This window comes from Pseudomonas sp. B3G-3, assembly GCF_028640915.1.
In the GTDB taxonomy this organism is placed as follows: Bacteria; Pseudomonadota; Gammaproteobacteria; order Pseudomonadales; family Pseudomonadaceae; genus Aquipseudomonas; species Aquipseudomonas chlororaphis_I.
This window is the reverse complement of the sequence record NZ_JAQZAB010000124.1, coordinates 57,711-71,431: the sequence shown is the minus strand read 5'-3', so window position 1 is coordinate 71,431 and position 13,721 is coordinate 57,711. Positions and strand designations below refer to the sequence as shown.

The following is a 13,721-nucleotide window of genomic DNA, read 5'->3' as shown; positions in this document are numbered from 1 at the left end:
ACTAAAACGCCGCTCAGTGAGCGGCGCTTGTAGTTTACTGCAACGAATCAGTCGCGGACGTAAATGATTTCCGGACCATCTTCGTCATCCACATCTTCCTCGTCCCAGTCATCGTCGCCGATGTCATGCACGCTCTTCACGCCGCTGCGGCGCAGGGCACGCTGGTCGTCCAGAGCCTGCAGCTGGGCACGCGCCTCGTCTTCGATGCGCTGATCGAGCTCAGCCAACTCGTCGGCATAAGCCGGGTCGGCCGCCAGACGATCGGCACGATCTTCCAGATAACGCATGATGTCGCGGCTCAGGCGCTCGGTACCGTCCTTGGAAATGGCCGAGATCACGTACACCGGACCGGTCCACTCCAGGCGATCGACGATCTCCTTGACCCGCGCCTCATGCTCTTCCTCGAGGATCTGGTCGCATTTGTTCAGCACCAGCCAGCGATCACGCTCAGCCAGGGACGGACTGAACTTGGTCAGCTCGTTGACGATCACTTCCGCAGCATCGGCCGGGCTGCTTTCATCCAGTGGCGCCATGTCCACGAGGTGCAGCAGCAGACGGGTACGCGCCAGGTGCTTAAGGAAACGGATACCCAGGCCCGCACCATCTGAAGCGCCCTCGATCAGGCCCGGGATGTCGGCGATCACGAAGCTCTTCCAGCGGTCGACACTGACCACGCCCAGGTTCGGCACCAGGGTCGTGAACGGATAGTCGGCCACTTTCGGCTTGGCCGCGGACACCGAGCGAATGAAGGTGCTCTTACCCGCATTCGGCAAGCCCAGCAGACCGACGTCCGCCAGCACTTTCAGCTCCAGCTTGAGATCACGCTGCTCACCCGGCTTGCCCGGAGTGGTCTGGCGCGGCGCGCGGTTGGTACTGGATTTGAAACGGGTGTTACCCAGACCGTGCCAACCGCCCTGCACCACCAGCAAACGCTGACCAGCCTTGGTCAGGTCACCGATCACTTCCTGGGTACCGGCGTCGATCACCGTGGTGCCGACCGGTACGCGCAGCTCGAGATCCTCACCTTTCTTGCCGGTGCAATCGGTACTGCCGCCATTGGAGCCACGCTCGGCGTCGAAATGGCGGGTGTAGCGGTAGTCCACCAGGGTGTTGAGGTTTTCGTCGGCGATCATGTAGATCGAGCCGCCATCACCACCATCACCACCGTTCGGACCACCGTTTTCGATGAACTTTTCCCGACGGAAACTCATGCAGCCATTGCCGCCGTCGCCAGCTTTTACTCGGATCGAAACTTCATCAACGAACTTCATAACAAAACGCCTCTCGCCGCACGGGCGAGCCGAAAAACACTAAGACATAAGACTCTTGCAAAAATGAGCGCAGCGACCCCGATCAACGGCCGTAACATCCAGCGCTGGCAGCCCATACAAACAGTTTTGCAAGAGACTCACCCCACAAACGAAAAAGCCCCGTCGCAAGACAGGGCTTTTCCAGCGATCGCGCAATTAAGCCGCGACAACGCTCACGTAACGACGACCGAAGGCGCCTTTTACTTCAAACTTGATCACGCCTTCGATTTTCGCGAAGAGGGTGTGATCTTTACCCATGCCAACGCCGTAGCCAGCGTGGAATTGGGTGCCGCGCTGACGCACGATGATGTTGCCGGCCTTGATGACCTGGCCGCCATACATCTTCACGCCAAGGCGTTTGGCTTCTGAGTCGCGACCGTTACGGGTACTACCACCAGCTTTTTTGTGTGCCATGAGTTCAATTCTCCTAGTGAGGAATTAGGCTGAAATTAAGCCTGAATACCGGTGATTTTGATCTCGGTGAACCACTGGCGGTGGCCCATACGCTTCATGTGGTGCTTACGGCGACGGAACTTGATGATGCGGACTTTATCGTGACGACCTTGGGAGATCACTTCAGCCTTGACGGTTGCGCCAGCAACAACAGGTGCGCCGATGTTCACGTCGTCGCCATTGGCAACCAACAGAACGCGGTCAAAAGTCACGGATTCGCCAGTGGCGATTTCCAGTTTTTCGATCTTCAGGTATTCACCTTCAGCGACCTTGTATTGCTTACCGCCGGTAACGATTACTGCGTACATGGTATTTCTCCGATAATCCTGCTCACCCAGCTCTTTATAAGAAGAGGTATTGGCTGGCATGGCTGCATGGGGCTGGAACGGCCCAAGTGCAATTGCGTAAGGCAGGTGCTGCCCAGGAAGTTCAGGGTGCGCGATTGTACGCAAGCTGTCTTGGCGATGCAAGGGGCCGTCCATCGCGCCTTGACAGCCCCGGACGTGGGTCCTAGCATGCCGCGCAACCCTTCTGGAGCACCTGTCGCTGATGCAACCCCAAGCTTTCTACCGCGCGGTGGCGGACGATTTTAGCGCCGTCGACGGCATCATCAAGAAGCAGCTGACCTCCCGAGTGCCGCTGGTATCGAAAATCGGCGACTACATTACCTCGGCCGGGGGTAAACGCCTGCGTCCTTTATTGGTGCTGCTGTGTGGCAAGGCCCTGGGTCGCGAAGGCGACGACCTGCGCCTGCTGGCCGCCACCATCGAATTCCTGCACACCGCCACCCTGCTGCATGACGACGTGGTCGACATGTCCGGCATGCGCCGTGGCCGCTCGACCGCCAACGCCATGTGGGGCAATGCCCCGAGCGTGCTGGTGGGCGACTTCCTGTACTCGCGCTCCTTCGAGATGATGGTCGAGCTGGGCTCGATGCCAGTGATGAAGATCCTTTCGCAAGCCACCCGCATCATCGCCGAAGGCGAAGTGCTGCAGCTGTCGAAAGTCCGTGACGCCAGCACCACCGAAGAAACCTACATGGAAGTCATCCGCGGCAAGACCGCGATGCTCTTCGAAGCCTCGACCCACAGCGCCGCCGCCCTGGCCGGCGCCACCGAAGAGCAGAGCGAAGCCCTGCGCACCTTCGGCGATCACCTGGGCGTGGCCTTCCAACTGGTGGACGACCTGCTCGACTACCGCGGCGATGCGGAAACCCTGGGCAAGAACGTCGGCGACGACCTGGCCGAAGGCAAGCCGACCCTGCCACTGATCTACACCATGCGCGAAGGCACGCCGGAACAGGCGGCCCTGGTGCGCCAGGCGATCCAGAAAGGCGGTATCGAAGACCTGGAAAGCATCCGCGCGGCCGTGGAAGCCTCCGGCTCCCTGGACTACACCGCGCAACTGGCCCGCGACTATGTCGCTCGCGCCATCGCCTGCCTGGAAGCCCTGCCGCCGAGCGAATACCGCGACGCGCTGGTGGAACTGAGCGAATTCGCTGTAGCCCGCACCCACTAAGATTCGATCGCCAGCCCGCTCCAGCCCTGCGCAGGAGCGGGCTGGCTCGCGATGCTTTCTCGCCCAATCCCCCGCGATACCCCTTCCCCGAGCAAAACCCTATATAATGTGCGCTTTTTTAGCCTTCCTGAATCCGAGGAGTCTTAGTGAGCACGTTGCCACCCTGCCCAAAATGCAATTCCGAATACACCTATGAAGACGGCGCCCAGTTGGTCTGCCCGGAATGCGCCCACGAATGGTCCGCCAACGGCGAAGCCGAGGCCGCATCCGATGAAACCGTGAAAAAAGACTCGGTCGGCAATGTCCTGCAAGACGGCGACACCATCACCGTGATCAAGGACCTCAAGGTCAAGGGCACCTCGCTGGTGGTCAAGGTCGGTACCAAAGTCAAGAACATCCGCCTGTGCGATGGCGACCACGACATCGACTGCAAGATCGACGGTATCGGCCCGATGAAGCTCAAGTCCGAGTTCGTCCGCAAGGTCTGATATTCCGGCTATCGCCCCGTGCCAGCCACGGGGTGAAGCCCTCCCCGCTCCCGCCTGATTCCCCGCCTCTCCCGCCACCTATCAAAAGGCCAGCCCTTTTGACTCACAACAATTTCCACACAGAAAAAAGCAGAAACCGCCAATAGGTACTTGCTATTCATTGAATAAGAATTATTCTCATTGAAACCCATCAAGGAGATAAGACTCATGACTTATTTGATCGACGCATGGCTGGACCGCCCACACCCTTACCTGCGAATCCTGCATCGGGAAACCGGGGAAGTCTGTGCGGTACTGGAAGAAGAAGCCTTGAACGAGCTGCAGGACCAGGGCGACCTGGATCTCAATGGCCTGAGTTCCAGCGAGCCGGTGGTGCTCAAGGAGCTGGTGCGCAACCTGTTTCTGTTCTGCTATGCACGGGCCTTGCGCCCTGCCGGAACAGCCGAAGGGCAAGGCCTGAGCGCAAAAATACGTCTATGACCCCACCTAAACCCTCTGCCAAGGCGAACCTGCGCGCGATCCGTACACCGCACACACGGCGTATGGATCGCGAGCACGCTCAGCCCGGCAACTGAGGCTTACAGAACGTCGAGCAGCTCGACGTCAAACACCAGAACGCTGTGCGGCGGGATGCTGCCAACGCCTTGCGCGCCGTAAGCCAGCTCGCTCGGCACGTACAGACGCCATTTGCTACCGGCATTCATCAGTTGCAGCGCCTCGGTCCAGCCAGCGATCACGCCGCCGACCGGGAATTCCGCAGGCTGGCCGCGCTCGTAGGAGCTGTCGAACACAGTGCCGTCGATCAGGGTGCCGTGGTAGTGGGTACGCACGCTGTCTTCACGGGATGGCTTGGCGCCTTCGCCCTGGGTCAGCACTTCGAACTGCAGGCCGGAGGCCAGAGTGGTGATGCCTTCGCGCTTGGCGTTTTCAGCCAGGAAAGCCAGGCCCGCGCCAGCAGCGGCTTCAGCCTTGGCAGCGGCTTCGGCCTGCATGATTTCGCGGATCACCTTGAAGCTGGCGGACATTTCTTCCTGGCCTACACGGCTAGGCTTGCCGGCGAACGCGTCGGTCAGGCCCGCCAGGATGGCGTCCAGGCTCACGCCCGGTGGCGGGTTGTCACGCAGCTGGTCGCCCAGCTGACGGCCGATACCGTAGCTGACGCGGGTTTCGTCGGTGGACAGATTTACTTCGGACATGACACTGCTCCGCTGTGCGGACGGCTCGGAAATCCGCCGTGCGTACACAGCGCATCCCGGGACGCCCGGAACCAAAAGGGCGAGCAGACTAGCACAGATGCCACGGTGATGAACGTGCGTCCCCGCCTGTCAGGCCGAGCGGACGGCGAGGGGCACCCGCAGGCTGTCATCGGTATTGGCCGAGAGGCCGCACATCTCATCATGCACTGAAGCGTGGATCAGGTTGAAGGGCAGCTTGGGAAAGGCATGCAGCACTTCCCTGGCATGTTCCACCGAACGCAGATGCAACATCTGCCCGTGGGCGTCGCTCAACGGATAGGCCGTCCCGTGCATCCGCGCCTCGAGCAGATAGATACCGCCTTCGAGGGAGATCAGGTTCAGCTCGTCGATTTTTCCGGCGACGGCATAAGCATTCAACTCGTGCAGGTTCATGGGTGCACCTCGCGCAGTTCAAGCCCGTGACCCTTACAGGGATATGCCTCGGCCGGTAAAAGCACAAGCCACAAACGACGCCGCCCGTCCGTTTCACAACGGCCGGGCGGCGCGGCTACAGCGGTGGTCAGGCGATCAGTGCTTGGTCAGCTTGTCCAGATAGCCCATGGCGAAAGCCGAAATCACGAAGGTCATGTGGATGATCACGTACCACATCAGGTACTGCGGCTCGATGTTCTTCGCGTCCATGAATACCCGCAGCAGATGGATCGAGGAGATCGCCACGATGGACGCGGCCACCTTCATCTTCAGCGAGGAGGAGTCCATCTTGCCCAACCAGTTGAGCTTTTCCTTGTCCTCGTCGATGTCCAGCTGAGACACGAAGTTTTCGTAGCCGGAGATCATCACCATCACCAGCAGGCCGCCGACCAGTGCCATGTCGATCAACGACAGCAGCACCAGGATCAGATCCGACTCGGCCATGGAGAACACGTTGGGGATGACGTGAAAGACTTCCTGGAAGAACTTCAAAGCCAGGGCGAGCAGCCCCAATGACAGGCCAAAGTAGATCGGCGCCAGCAGCCAGCGCGAGGCGTACATTGCATTCTCGATAAAACGTTCCATTGAATCTCACACAGGTCTGAAAACGGCGGCGAGTATATCAGCCAGCCAAAAGCCCATAAACCGCAACGAAATCCATTGCCTGCGCGTCTGCCAAAGCGTTTTTCTGCTAGTGTCGCAAGCACTTGAACAGCTCAATGACATCGGACAGGAAGCCTGGAGAATGGATTTGCGATTGCCTTTGGCGGGTACCGGCCTGTGTATCGCGGTACTGCTCAGCAGCGGCTGCTCGCCCAGCGACGAGAAGCAGCAAGTCAGCCTGGAACAGAAAACCGCACAGTTCGAACAATCCCTGGACGCCATCCAGGATCCCAAGCTCAAGGACGCCATCGCTGACCTGGGCGGTTCGCTGTTACTGCTCGAGCGAGCGCAACTGCGGCTCAAGAGCAAGCCCATCGAGACCGAATACGGCGATGACGCCCTGGCCCTGCTCAAGCACTACCCCAGCCCGCAGGCCCTGGTCGACACCTACCTCAATGGCCTGTTCGTACTGCGCAAGACCTCCAACTCCGACTACCTGACCGATCTGCAGCCGGTGTTCCCCTTCAGCTTCAACATGCCGGCGCAATTCCCCTTCCCCCACGGCCTGGAATGGCAATCCGTAACCCTGAGCAACGGCAAGGTCATCGCCTTCCAGCCCGAATGGTCGGAAACCGATCCCGGCATCCAGTTGAGCCCCTCCAGTTCCAACCTGACCAATCCGGATGACCTGACGGTGACCTACCCGTTCATCGAAGGCGTGGAAGTCGAAAACAAGAACCAGCCCCAACCCGTGACGTTGCAAGGCAAGGCCGAAGTGATCGCGCCACACCAGGTGCTCACCTTCGAACTGGGCAAGGCCGATGTCGGCAAGCAACGCAGCGACAAGAATGTCAGCGTGAAACTGCTGTCCCTGGACAAGAACAGCGCCGAAATCGAGTTGACCAACAGCGCCCCACTGCCGCCCGGGCTCAGCGAGACGCCGCTCAACCCGTTGCTGGTGCAGGCACGCGACACCACCGGCCAGATCCTTTCGCGCTCCGGTTCGATCAACGAGAACAGCCAACAGATCGCCTTCTACGCCAAGCAGCTCGCCGAAATGCAGAAGCAGAAGGCCTGGAGCCAGGCGTTCGAGCAGCAGCTTGAAGAGGAGCGCAAAACCTTCGAGCGCGAGCAGCACAGCCATTACACCAAGGTGTATTTCAACGGCCTGATCGACAAGCTCGAAGTCAACGTGCTGGATTTCTCTGGAGCCACCGTCACCCGCAAAGAGTTCAACCTGCCGGTGCGGCGCTTCGACCCTCTGACCACCGACAGCAAGATCCAGCCCCTGCCCATGCCGGTAGTGGTGTATGACGACCAGGCACCGAACTACCTCAAGGGCGCCAACCTCGACGAAGACACCCTGAAAAAAAGCGTGGTCATTCACCAATCCACCGAGGACGCCAGCGCGGCGCGGATCGAGTTCGACCACCCGAAAACCTTCAATGACGAATTGCTGGGCACCTCCTTCTCTACCAGCGACAGCCCGGTGACCTTCTTCACCCAGAACGAAAACGGCAAACGCGGCGAGCCCATCGAACTGCCCTCGGAGGCGGTCGAGGTCGATCCACTGCGTAGCTCGATCACTTACGACCTGACCCTGTTCCCGGAAACCCCGGCTTACGCCGTCGGTGCGATCCCACTGTTTCTGGCCAGCATCGAGAAGAAGGCCCTGCCCGTCAGCCAGTTGCCCAAAGGGCTTGAACTGCGAGGCAATGCGCTGATCGTCGACCAGCGCCTGTTCCCGACCGAGGCCTGGCGCTTCTACGCCAAGGACAGCAGCGGTCAGTACCTGAAGGAGATTCTTGCGGTCAGCCATGAGGCGCCAGCAAAAGGTTCGGCCTCGTTCGACGTGCATTACTTCTATGGGCAGCCCACCGAGCTGGAAACCTACCAGCGCAGCGAACTCAATACCGTCGAATATGGCTTTGAGGTCAAGCTCGACAAGCTGGAGAATCCACCACCCGCCGAGTAGGACTCAGCGGTAGGGATTAACGGGAGATCGCGTCAATGGCGGCAGCGTTCGCCATTGATCTGCCGTAGTTGCGCCTGAAGGTGCAGGCACCAGATCTGCGGATCGTCGGCCAGCTCATAGCCATGGGTGGTCAGGCTTTCGACGATGGAATCAAGGATGGATTCGGCCACGCTGGGACCGCAGAAAGGTCCCTGGGCCTTGATGGCCGAAGGTTGTTCGCCAGCCATTCCGGCGGCGAACAGTAGGGTCCACATTCCGTTATCTCCCGCCAGCGGGCGGATACTGCACTCGATACGGGTGACCAGGCCAAGACACTGGCGGGTAAGGCAGAGGTTGCGCGACATGGCGGCGACCCTCGGTAGATCCGGTATTCAGCCCTCATGTGAAGACTGTTTCGATCCAGTGACGACTGTCGTTCTCCTGCCCTGAGAATAGGAAGAAAAGACTGAGAAGCAAAGTTGACCGGCTGAACAGGCGCCGAATGGTCTATTCGAGAAAATTGACGCCAGCGGACCGGCGCCGCGACGAAGGCCGAGCCCTCGCCGCGGCATAGCTCATGCCGGCTTGGTTTGCGCCAATGCTTCTTGTGCCTGCTCTTTTTCCGCTTCCTTGAGATCGTCCTCGCTGATCATTTCCGCGATAACCCGCAGACGCTCCACCACCCGCGCGTTGACACTGCCTTCCGGGAACTGGCCATCCGCATCCGGCTCGCCCGCGGGCTCGCCGACCAGCAGGCTCAGGGCCTCGTCAGCCTGGCGCACGGCATACACGTGGAATTTCCCGGCGCGGACCGCTGCCAGTACCTTCTCGTCGAGCATCAGGGTGGCGACATTGGCGTGAGGAATGATCGCGCCCTGCTCGCCCGTCAGGCCCCGCGCTTCGCAGAGGCGGAAGAAGCCTTCGATCTTCTCGTTGACCCCACCAACCGCCTGCACTTCGCCGAACTGGTTGATCGACCCGGTAATGGCAAAACATTGCTTGAGCGGGGTTTTCGACAAGGCCGAGATCAGCGTGCACGCCTCGCCCAGCGACGCACTGTCACCATCGACATAACCGTAGGATTGCTCCAGGGCGATGCTCGCCGAGATCGCCAGGGGGAATTCCTGCGCGTAACGGCTGCCCAGGTAGCCGGTGAGAATCATCACGCCCTTGGAGTGAATCGGCTGGCCGAGATTGACCTCGCGCTCGATGTCGACGATACCGCTGCCCCCCGGATACACCGTGGCGGAAATCCGCGCCGGAATACCAAAGGCCGAGTCGCCCACTTCCAGTACGGTCAGGCCGTTGCACTTGCCCACGGCCGCGCCATCGGTGTCGATCAGAATGATCCCCGCCAGCATGTCGTCGAGAATCCGCGCCGAGACCCGCCCGGTACGGGTGGCCTTGGCTTTGAGCGCCCGTTCGATATGCCCGGCATCGGTCATCTCGTCCGAGGCCAGGTGACGGATGAAGTCCGCCTCGCTGACCAGCTGGAATAGATCGCCAATACGCGCCGACAAGCGCCCCTGGTGTTCCGCCAGCCGGGCGCTATAGGTCGCCAGGCGTGCCACCGCGTCCGCGGTCAGCGGCGCCATGCCTTCTTCGGAGGTGCGAGTTTTCAGCAACTGGGCGAACTGTTCGAGGCTTTCGTCCACCATCGGGATGTCTTCGTCGAAGTCCACCAGCACGCGGAACATTTCCTGGAAGTCCGGATCCAGGTCCTGCAGCGTGTAGTACAGCTGACGAGCACCGATGATCACGACCTTGACCTGCAGCGGGATGTGTTGCGGGGTCAGGGTCACGGTGGCCAGGCGCCCCAGTTCGCCCAGCGGCGATTCCATCTTCAGCTTGCGCGATTGCAGGGCCCGCTTGAGGGCATCCCAGACAAAGGGTTCGCTGAGCATTTTCTCGGCTTCGAGAATCAGGAAACCGCCGTTGGCCCGATGCAGGGCACCCGGACGCAGCTGCCGGTAAGTGGTGTAGAGCGCGCCCTGGTCGGTGCTGTATTCGATGCGGCCAAACAGGTTGTCGTAGGTCGGGTGCGGCTCGAACACCACCGGCGCGCCGCCACTGGCCGGATGGCCGACCACCAGGCTCGGACCATACTGTTCTTCCAGCAGCTTGCGGGCCACGGCGTCGGTCTTGCTGTCGTCCACCAGTTGCTCGACCACGGTCTTGAGCAGGTACACCTGCATGGCTTGCAGGTAGCCACACACGCCGGCATTTTCCGCGTACTTCTCGGACAGCGGCGCCAGCAATGGCTGCAAGGCCAGGGTGATGGTTTCTTCGTTGAGGTGACGCAGCTGGTTGCTCGACTCGCGCTTCCACTGCGGCAGGCTCGCCAGTTCTTCGTTGAGGCGCTCCTCCAGGGCGGAAATGTCCTCGTGGAAACGCTCACGATCGGCCTCGGGCAGTTGCGCGAACTCTGCCTCGTCCAGCGCCTTGCCGTCGAGCATAGGGGTGAAGGCAATATTGCTGCTGTCGCGGTACAGCGCGACGTCCTTCTCCAGCGCCAGGCGCTCGATCACATCGAGGGCACGGTCGTAACGCTGGTTGAACGCGCGGTCGATGGCGCTTTTCTTCTGTTGATAGGAGGGATGCTCGAAGACCGCCGGAAAGGTCGCCAGCAGGTTGTCGATCAGGCCGTTGATGTCACTGATGAACGCCCCCGCGGCCCCCGAAGGCAGCTCCAGCGCGCGCGGCTCGCGCGGCTCATCGAAATTGTTGACGTAGACCCAGTCGGACGGGGTCTGCAGGCGTTTGCCCTCAGCCTTCAGGTAGCGTTTGACGAAAGAGAAGCGACCAGTGCCGGGCTCGCCCATGACAAAGACGTTGTAACCGGGGCGTGGCATGGCCACACCGAACTGCAAGGCTTCGACCGCACGTTCCTGGCCAAGCACACCGCGAAAGGGCTCCAAATCATTGGTGGTCGAGAAGCTGAACTGTTCAGCGGAAAACGGACGGGTCAGCGCTTCGGGCGCTAGACGCAAGCTGGCAGCAACAGGATCAGGCATCGGGCTTCCTTACATCAGGCGGGGCAGATGGGGCATTCTGGCGCCGGGTACAGCGGCTGGCAAGGCGCGAGGCAGCGAAAGCGCGGACAGATCCCAGGCGCCACGCGGACAGCATAAAAACCGTCTATTTCAAGGAATGTCATGCAAAAAAACACGGAACCCTTGGAATCTGCCTAAACTCCAAGCTGCGCGGCTGGACTAATAACCGGCCCACTGGCGCCGACATGGGCCAGAACCCTTGTCCATTGGTTTGCACACAAAGAGAACAAAGCTATGAAACGGATTCTTCTCGGTACTCTCTTCACCGCTGTTTCCATCAATGCAATGGCCCAAGCGCCAGGCGGTCCGGATTGTGGGTGGGGCAACCTGCTGTTCGAAGGACAGCGCGGCACTCCGGCTCACTTCCTGGCCTCCACCACCAACGGCACCTCCGGTAACGCGACCTTCGGTATGACTTCCGGCACCAACGGCTGCTCGACCAACAGCGCGCTGACTTACGGCGGCAAATCCTGGTTTGCCATGAATGGCATGATGAACGAGCTCTCCGAAGACATGGCCAAAGGTGAAGGCGAAGCGCTGACCACCTACGCCGTGGTCCTGGGCGTCGCTCCCGAAGACCGCGCGCACTTCGCCGCCGTCACCCACGAGCACTTCCAGCAGATCTTCAGCAAAGCCGACGTGACCGCGGAAGATGTGCACACCAACACCCTGGCCGTGCTGAAAAGCGATGCACGCCTGGCCAAATACGCCACCCCGGCTTAATCTCGACCCGCCCGCTCTTTTCGGGGAGCGGGCTTTTGTTTTTCGGACATGACCCCTCCCGGGTCTTTGTTTTTTCCGACTCAAGTTGCCCACCATGCTCAAACGCCTTGCCTCCCTGGCGCTCTGTGTCTGCGCCCCGCTGTCCGCCGCGCCACAAATCGACCACTCACGTTTGAAGCAACTGGCCAACGATCCGTTCTGGATTTCCCTTGGCCACTACGAAACCGCCAAGCTCGGAGGCTGGCGCAGTTATGTCAGCGACCCGAAGTTTTTCCTCGCCAGCGACGGCGCCGAACACCCCGACGCCGAACTCAAGGCCACGCTGAACGCGCTCTACGCCCCCGCCAGCAGCGGCAACCAGCATGCTCAATGCGTGTACCCCGCCCGCACCCGCTGGCTCAAGGCCCAACTGAGCCTGAGCGATCTGCCGACGGTGGACTGCAATGAGTTCAACCAGTGGTTCAAGGACGTCGCGCCCCACAGCACGGTGATGATTTTCCCGGCGGCCTACCTGAACAGCCCGTCGTCGATGTTCGGCCATACCCTGCTGCGCATCGACCAGGCCGATGTGCAAAGCAACCACACCGCCCTGCTCAGCTACGCGATCAACTTCGGCGCCTATATCGAAGGCTCGGACAACAGCATTCTCTACGCCTGGAAAGGCCTGATGGGCGGCTACCCCGGGCTGTTCGCCTTGGTGCCCTACCAGGAGAAGCTCTCGGAATACCGCAGCCTGGAAAACCGCGACTTGTGGGAATACCGGCTGAACCTGACCCAGGCGGAAACCGAACGCATGGTCGAGCATGTCTGGGAACTGAAGCAGATCAAGTTCGACTACTTCTTCTTCGACGAGAACTGCTCTTACCGTTTGCTCGAGCTGCTGCAAGTGGCGCGCCCCAGCCTGCGCCTGACCGGACAATTCCCGTTGACGGCGATTCCCACCGACACCGTCAAGGCGGTGAAGGAAGCCGGCCTGGTGGAGAAAATCGAGTACCGCCCGTCCCGCGAACGTGAGCTGCTGGAGCGCGCCAAGCTGCTGAGCAACGACGAGCAACAATGGGTGCTGAAGGTCAGCGCCGACCAGCAACAGCTGCAGGAGCCGGCCTTCAAGGCCCTGCCACGGGACCGCCAGGCACTGATCATCGATGCGGCCTATCGCCTCGAGCGCTACCGGGCCAACGGTCAGGAGCGCGATCCGCAACGGGCGCAGCGCAGTTTCGAACTGTTGCGGGCGATCAACCGCAACCCGCCGCCCGAACTGTCCATCGAACGCCCAGGCCTGCCGGAAGACGGCCATGAATCGCGCACCTGGCAGGTCGGCGTGGGCACCCGCGGCGACCAGGCTTTTGGCGAATACGGGCTGCGCATGGCCTATCACGACCTCAACGACAATGCCGAAGGTTTCCCCCTGGGCGCACAGATCGAAATCCTGCAGATGAAGCTGCGCCAGTACGAAGGCAACAATTGGCAGTTGCAGCAACTGGACCTGGCGACCATTCGTTCACTGACGCCGCGCAACGAACTGCTGCAACCCTGGTCCTGGCAGGTCACCGGCGGCCTGGAGCGAGTGCCGGGCAAACACGACGATGAAACCCTGGTCAGCCATGTCAACGGTGGCGGTGGCGGCACCTGGCAGCTCAGCGAGAACATGCTCGGCTTCGCCCTGGGCACCGTGCGCGTCGAGCACAACGCCGATTTCGCCGGTTTCATCACTCCGGCGGCCGGCTTCAACACCGGCCTGCTGTGGAAAAACCCGCTGGGCAATTTCAGCGTCGAAGCCAAGGGCGACTACTTCACCAACGGTGAGGTACGCCGCAGCTTGAGCCTCAACCAGCAATGGGAGCTATCACGCAACCTGGGCCTGCGCCTGAGCGCCCAGCGCGAGTTCAGCCACCTGGCCACGGCGGAAAACGAGGTGATGCTGGAGCTGAAGTGGTACCACTACTGACCCC

At 60.8% G+C, this 13,721-nt stretch carries 14 protein-coding genes; 6 read left to right on the top strand and 8 right to left on the bottom strand.

Annotated elements, in window-relative coordinates; translation table 11 throughout:
• Positions 1–47 precede the first annotated feature (47 nt).
• The 3 genes from cgtA to rplU all read right to left on the bottom strand — a co-directional run bounded on the left by cgtA (position 48) and on the right by rplU (position 2,071).
• Positions 48–1,271, bottom strand: a complete 1,224-nt coding sequence (gene cgtA, locus PVZ80_RS25935) for an Obg family GTPase CgtA (protein ID WP_007924745.1) — start codon at positions 1,269–1,271, stop codon at positions 48–50.
• 195 nt (positions 1,272–1,466) lie between these two features.
• The gene (rpmA, locus tag PVZ80_RS25930; protein ID WP_003228360.1) at positions 1,467–1,724 is read right to left on the bottom strand and encodes a 50S ribosomal protein L27; all 258 of its coding nucleotides are present in this window, start codon (positions 1,722–1,724) and stop codon (positions 1,467–1,469) included.
• A gap of 35 nt (positions 1,725–1,759) precedes the next feature.
• A complete protein-coding gene (gene rplU, locus PVZ80_RS25925; protein ID WP_007924746.1) occupies positions 1,760–2,071 on the bottom strand; it encodes a 50S ribosomal protein L21 in 312 nt (103 codons plus the stop codon).
• Between the two features lie 241 nt (positions 2,072–2,312).
• Between rplU and PVZ80_RS25920 the strand changes: the two genes are divergently transcribed.
• The 3 genes from PVZ80_RS25920 to PVZ80_RS25910 all read left to right on the top strand — a co-directional run bounded on the left by PVZ80_RS25920 (position 2,313) and on the right by PVZ80_RS25910 (position 4,249).
• Positions 2,313–3,281 (top strand): polyprenyl synthetase family protein, encoded by a 969-nt coding sequence (locus tag PVZ80_RS25920; protein ID WP_009045711.1) that lies wholly within the window; start codon positions 2,313–2,315, stop codon positions 3,279–3,281.
• A 146-nt stretch (positions 3,282–3,427) separates the two neighbouring features.
• Positions 3,428–3,769, top strand: a complete 342-nt coding sequence (locus tag PVZ80_RS25915) for a zinc ribbon domain-containing protein YjdM (protein WP_007924748.1) — start codon at positions 3,428–3,430, stop codon at positions 3,767–3,769.
• 207 nt (positions 3,770–3,976) lie between these two features.
• The gene (locus PVZ80_RS25910) at positions 3,977–4,249 is read left to right on the top strand and encodes a PA4570 family protein (RefSeq protein WP_009045712.1); all 273 of its coding nucleotides are present in this window, start codon (positions 3,977–3,979) and stop codon (positions 4,247–4,249) included.
• Positions 4,250–4,347: 98 nt separating this feature from the next.
• Here PVZ80_RS25910 and PVZ80_RS25905 read toward each other — a convergent pair whose 3' ends face one another.
• The 3 genes from PVZ80_RS25905 to PVZ80_RS25895 form a co-directional block, all read right to left on the bottom strand.
• A complete protein-coding gene (locus tag PVZ80_RS25905) occupies positions 4,348–4,965 on the bottom strand; it encodes an FKBP-type peptidyl-prolyl cis-trans isomerase (RefSeq protein WP_007924751.1) in 618 nt (205 codons plus the stop codon).
• 129 nt (positions 4,966–5,094) lie between these two features.
• A complete protein-coding gene (locus PVZ80_RS25900; protein ID WP_009050951.1) occupies positions 5,095–5,397 on the bottom strand; it encodes a DUF6482 family protein in 303 nt (100 codons plus the stop codon).
• Positions 5,398–5,532: 135 nt separating this feature from the next.
• Positions 5,533–6,021, bottom strand: a complete 489-nt coding sequence (locus PVZ80_RS25895) for a TIGR00645 family protein (RefSeq protein WP_007924753.1) — start codon at positions 6,019–6,021, stop codon at positions 5,533–5,535.
• Between the two features lie 160 nt (positions 6,022–6,181).
• On the opposite strand from PVZ80_RS25895, the gene PVZ80_RS25890 reads away from it, so the two are divergent.
• Complete coding sequence (locus PVZ80_RS25890) at positions 6,182–8,014, top strand: hypothetical protein (protein ID WP_273864754.1); 1,833 nt, start codon at positions 6,182–6,184, stop codon at positions 8,012–8,014.
• 32 nt (positions 8,015–8,046) lie between these two features.
• On the opposite strand, the gene PVZ80_RS25885 is transcribed toward PVZ80_RS25890, so the two are convergent.
• Together PVZ80_RS25885 and PVZ80_RS25880 are read right to left on the bottom strand one after the other, a co-directional pair.
• A complete protein-coding gene (locus PVZ80_RS25885) occupies positions 8,047–8,358 on the bottom strand; it encodes a PA4575 family protein (protein ID WP_007924756.1) in 312 nt (103 codons plus the stop codon).
• Between the two features lie 210 nt (positions 8,359–8,568).
• Positions 8,569–11,007: a Lon protease family protein gene (locus PVZ80_RS25880; protein WP_009050953.1), complete on the bottom strand. Its 2,439-nt coding sequence runs from the start codon at positions 11,005–11,007 to the stop codon at positions 8,569–8,571.
• Positions 11,008–11,280: 273 nt separating this feature from the next.
• On the opposite strand from PVZ80_RS25880, the gene PVZ80_RS25875 reads away from it, so the two are divergent.
• The gene (locus PVZ80_RS25875) at positions 11,281–11,769 is read left to right on the top strand and encodes a DUF3015 domain-containing protein (RefSeq protein WP_007924760.1); all 489 of its coding nucleotides are present in this window, start codon (positions 11,281–11,283) and stop codon (positions 11,767–11,769) included.
• 94 nt (positions 11,770–11,863) lie between these two features.
• Positions 11,864–13,717, top strand: a complete 1,854-nt coding sequence (locus PVZ80_RS25870; RefSeq protein WP_273864753.1) for an Lnb N-terminal periplasmic domain-containing protein — start codon at positions 11,864–11,866, stop codon at positions 13,715–13,717.
• Positions 13,718–13,721 lie beyond the last annotated feature (4 nt).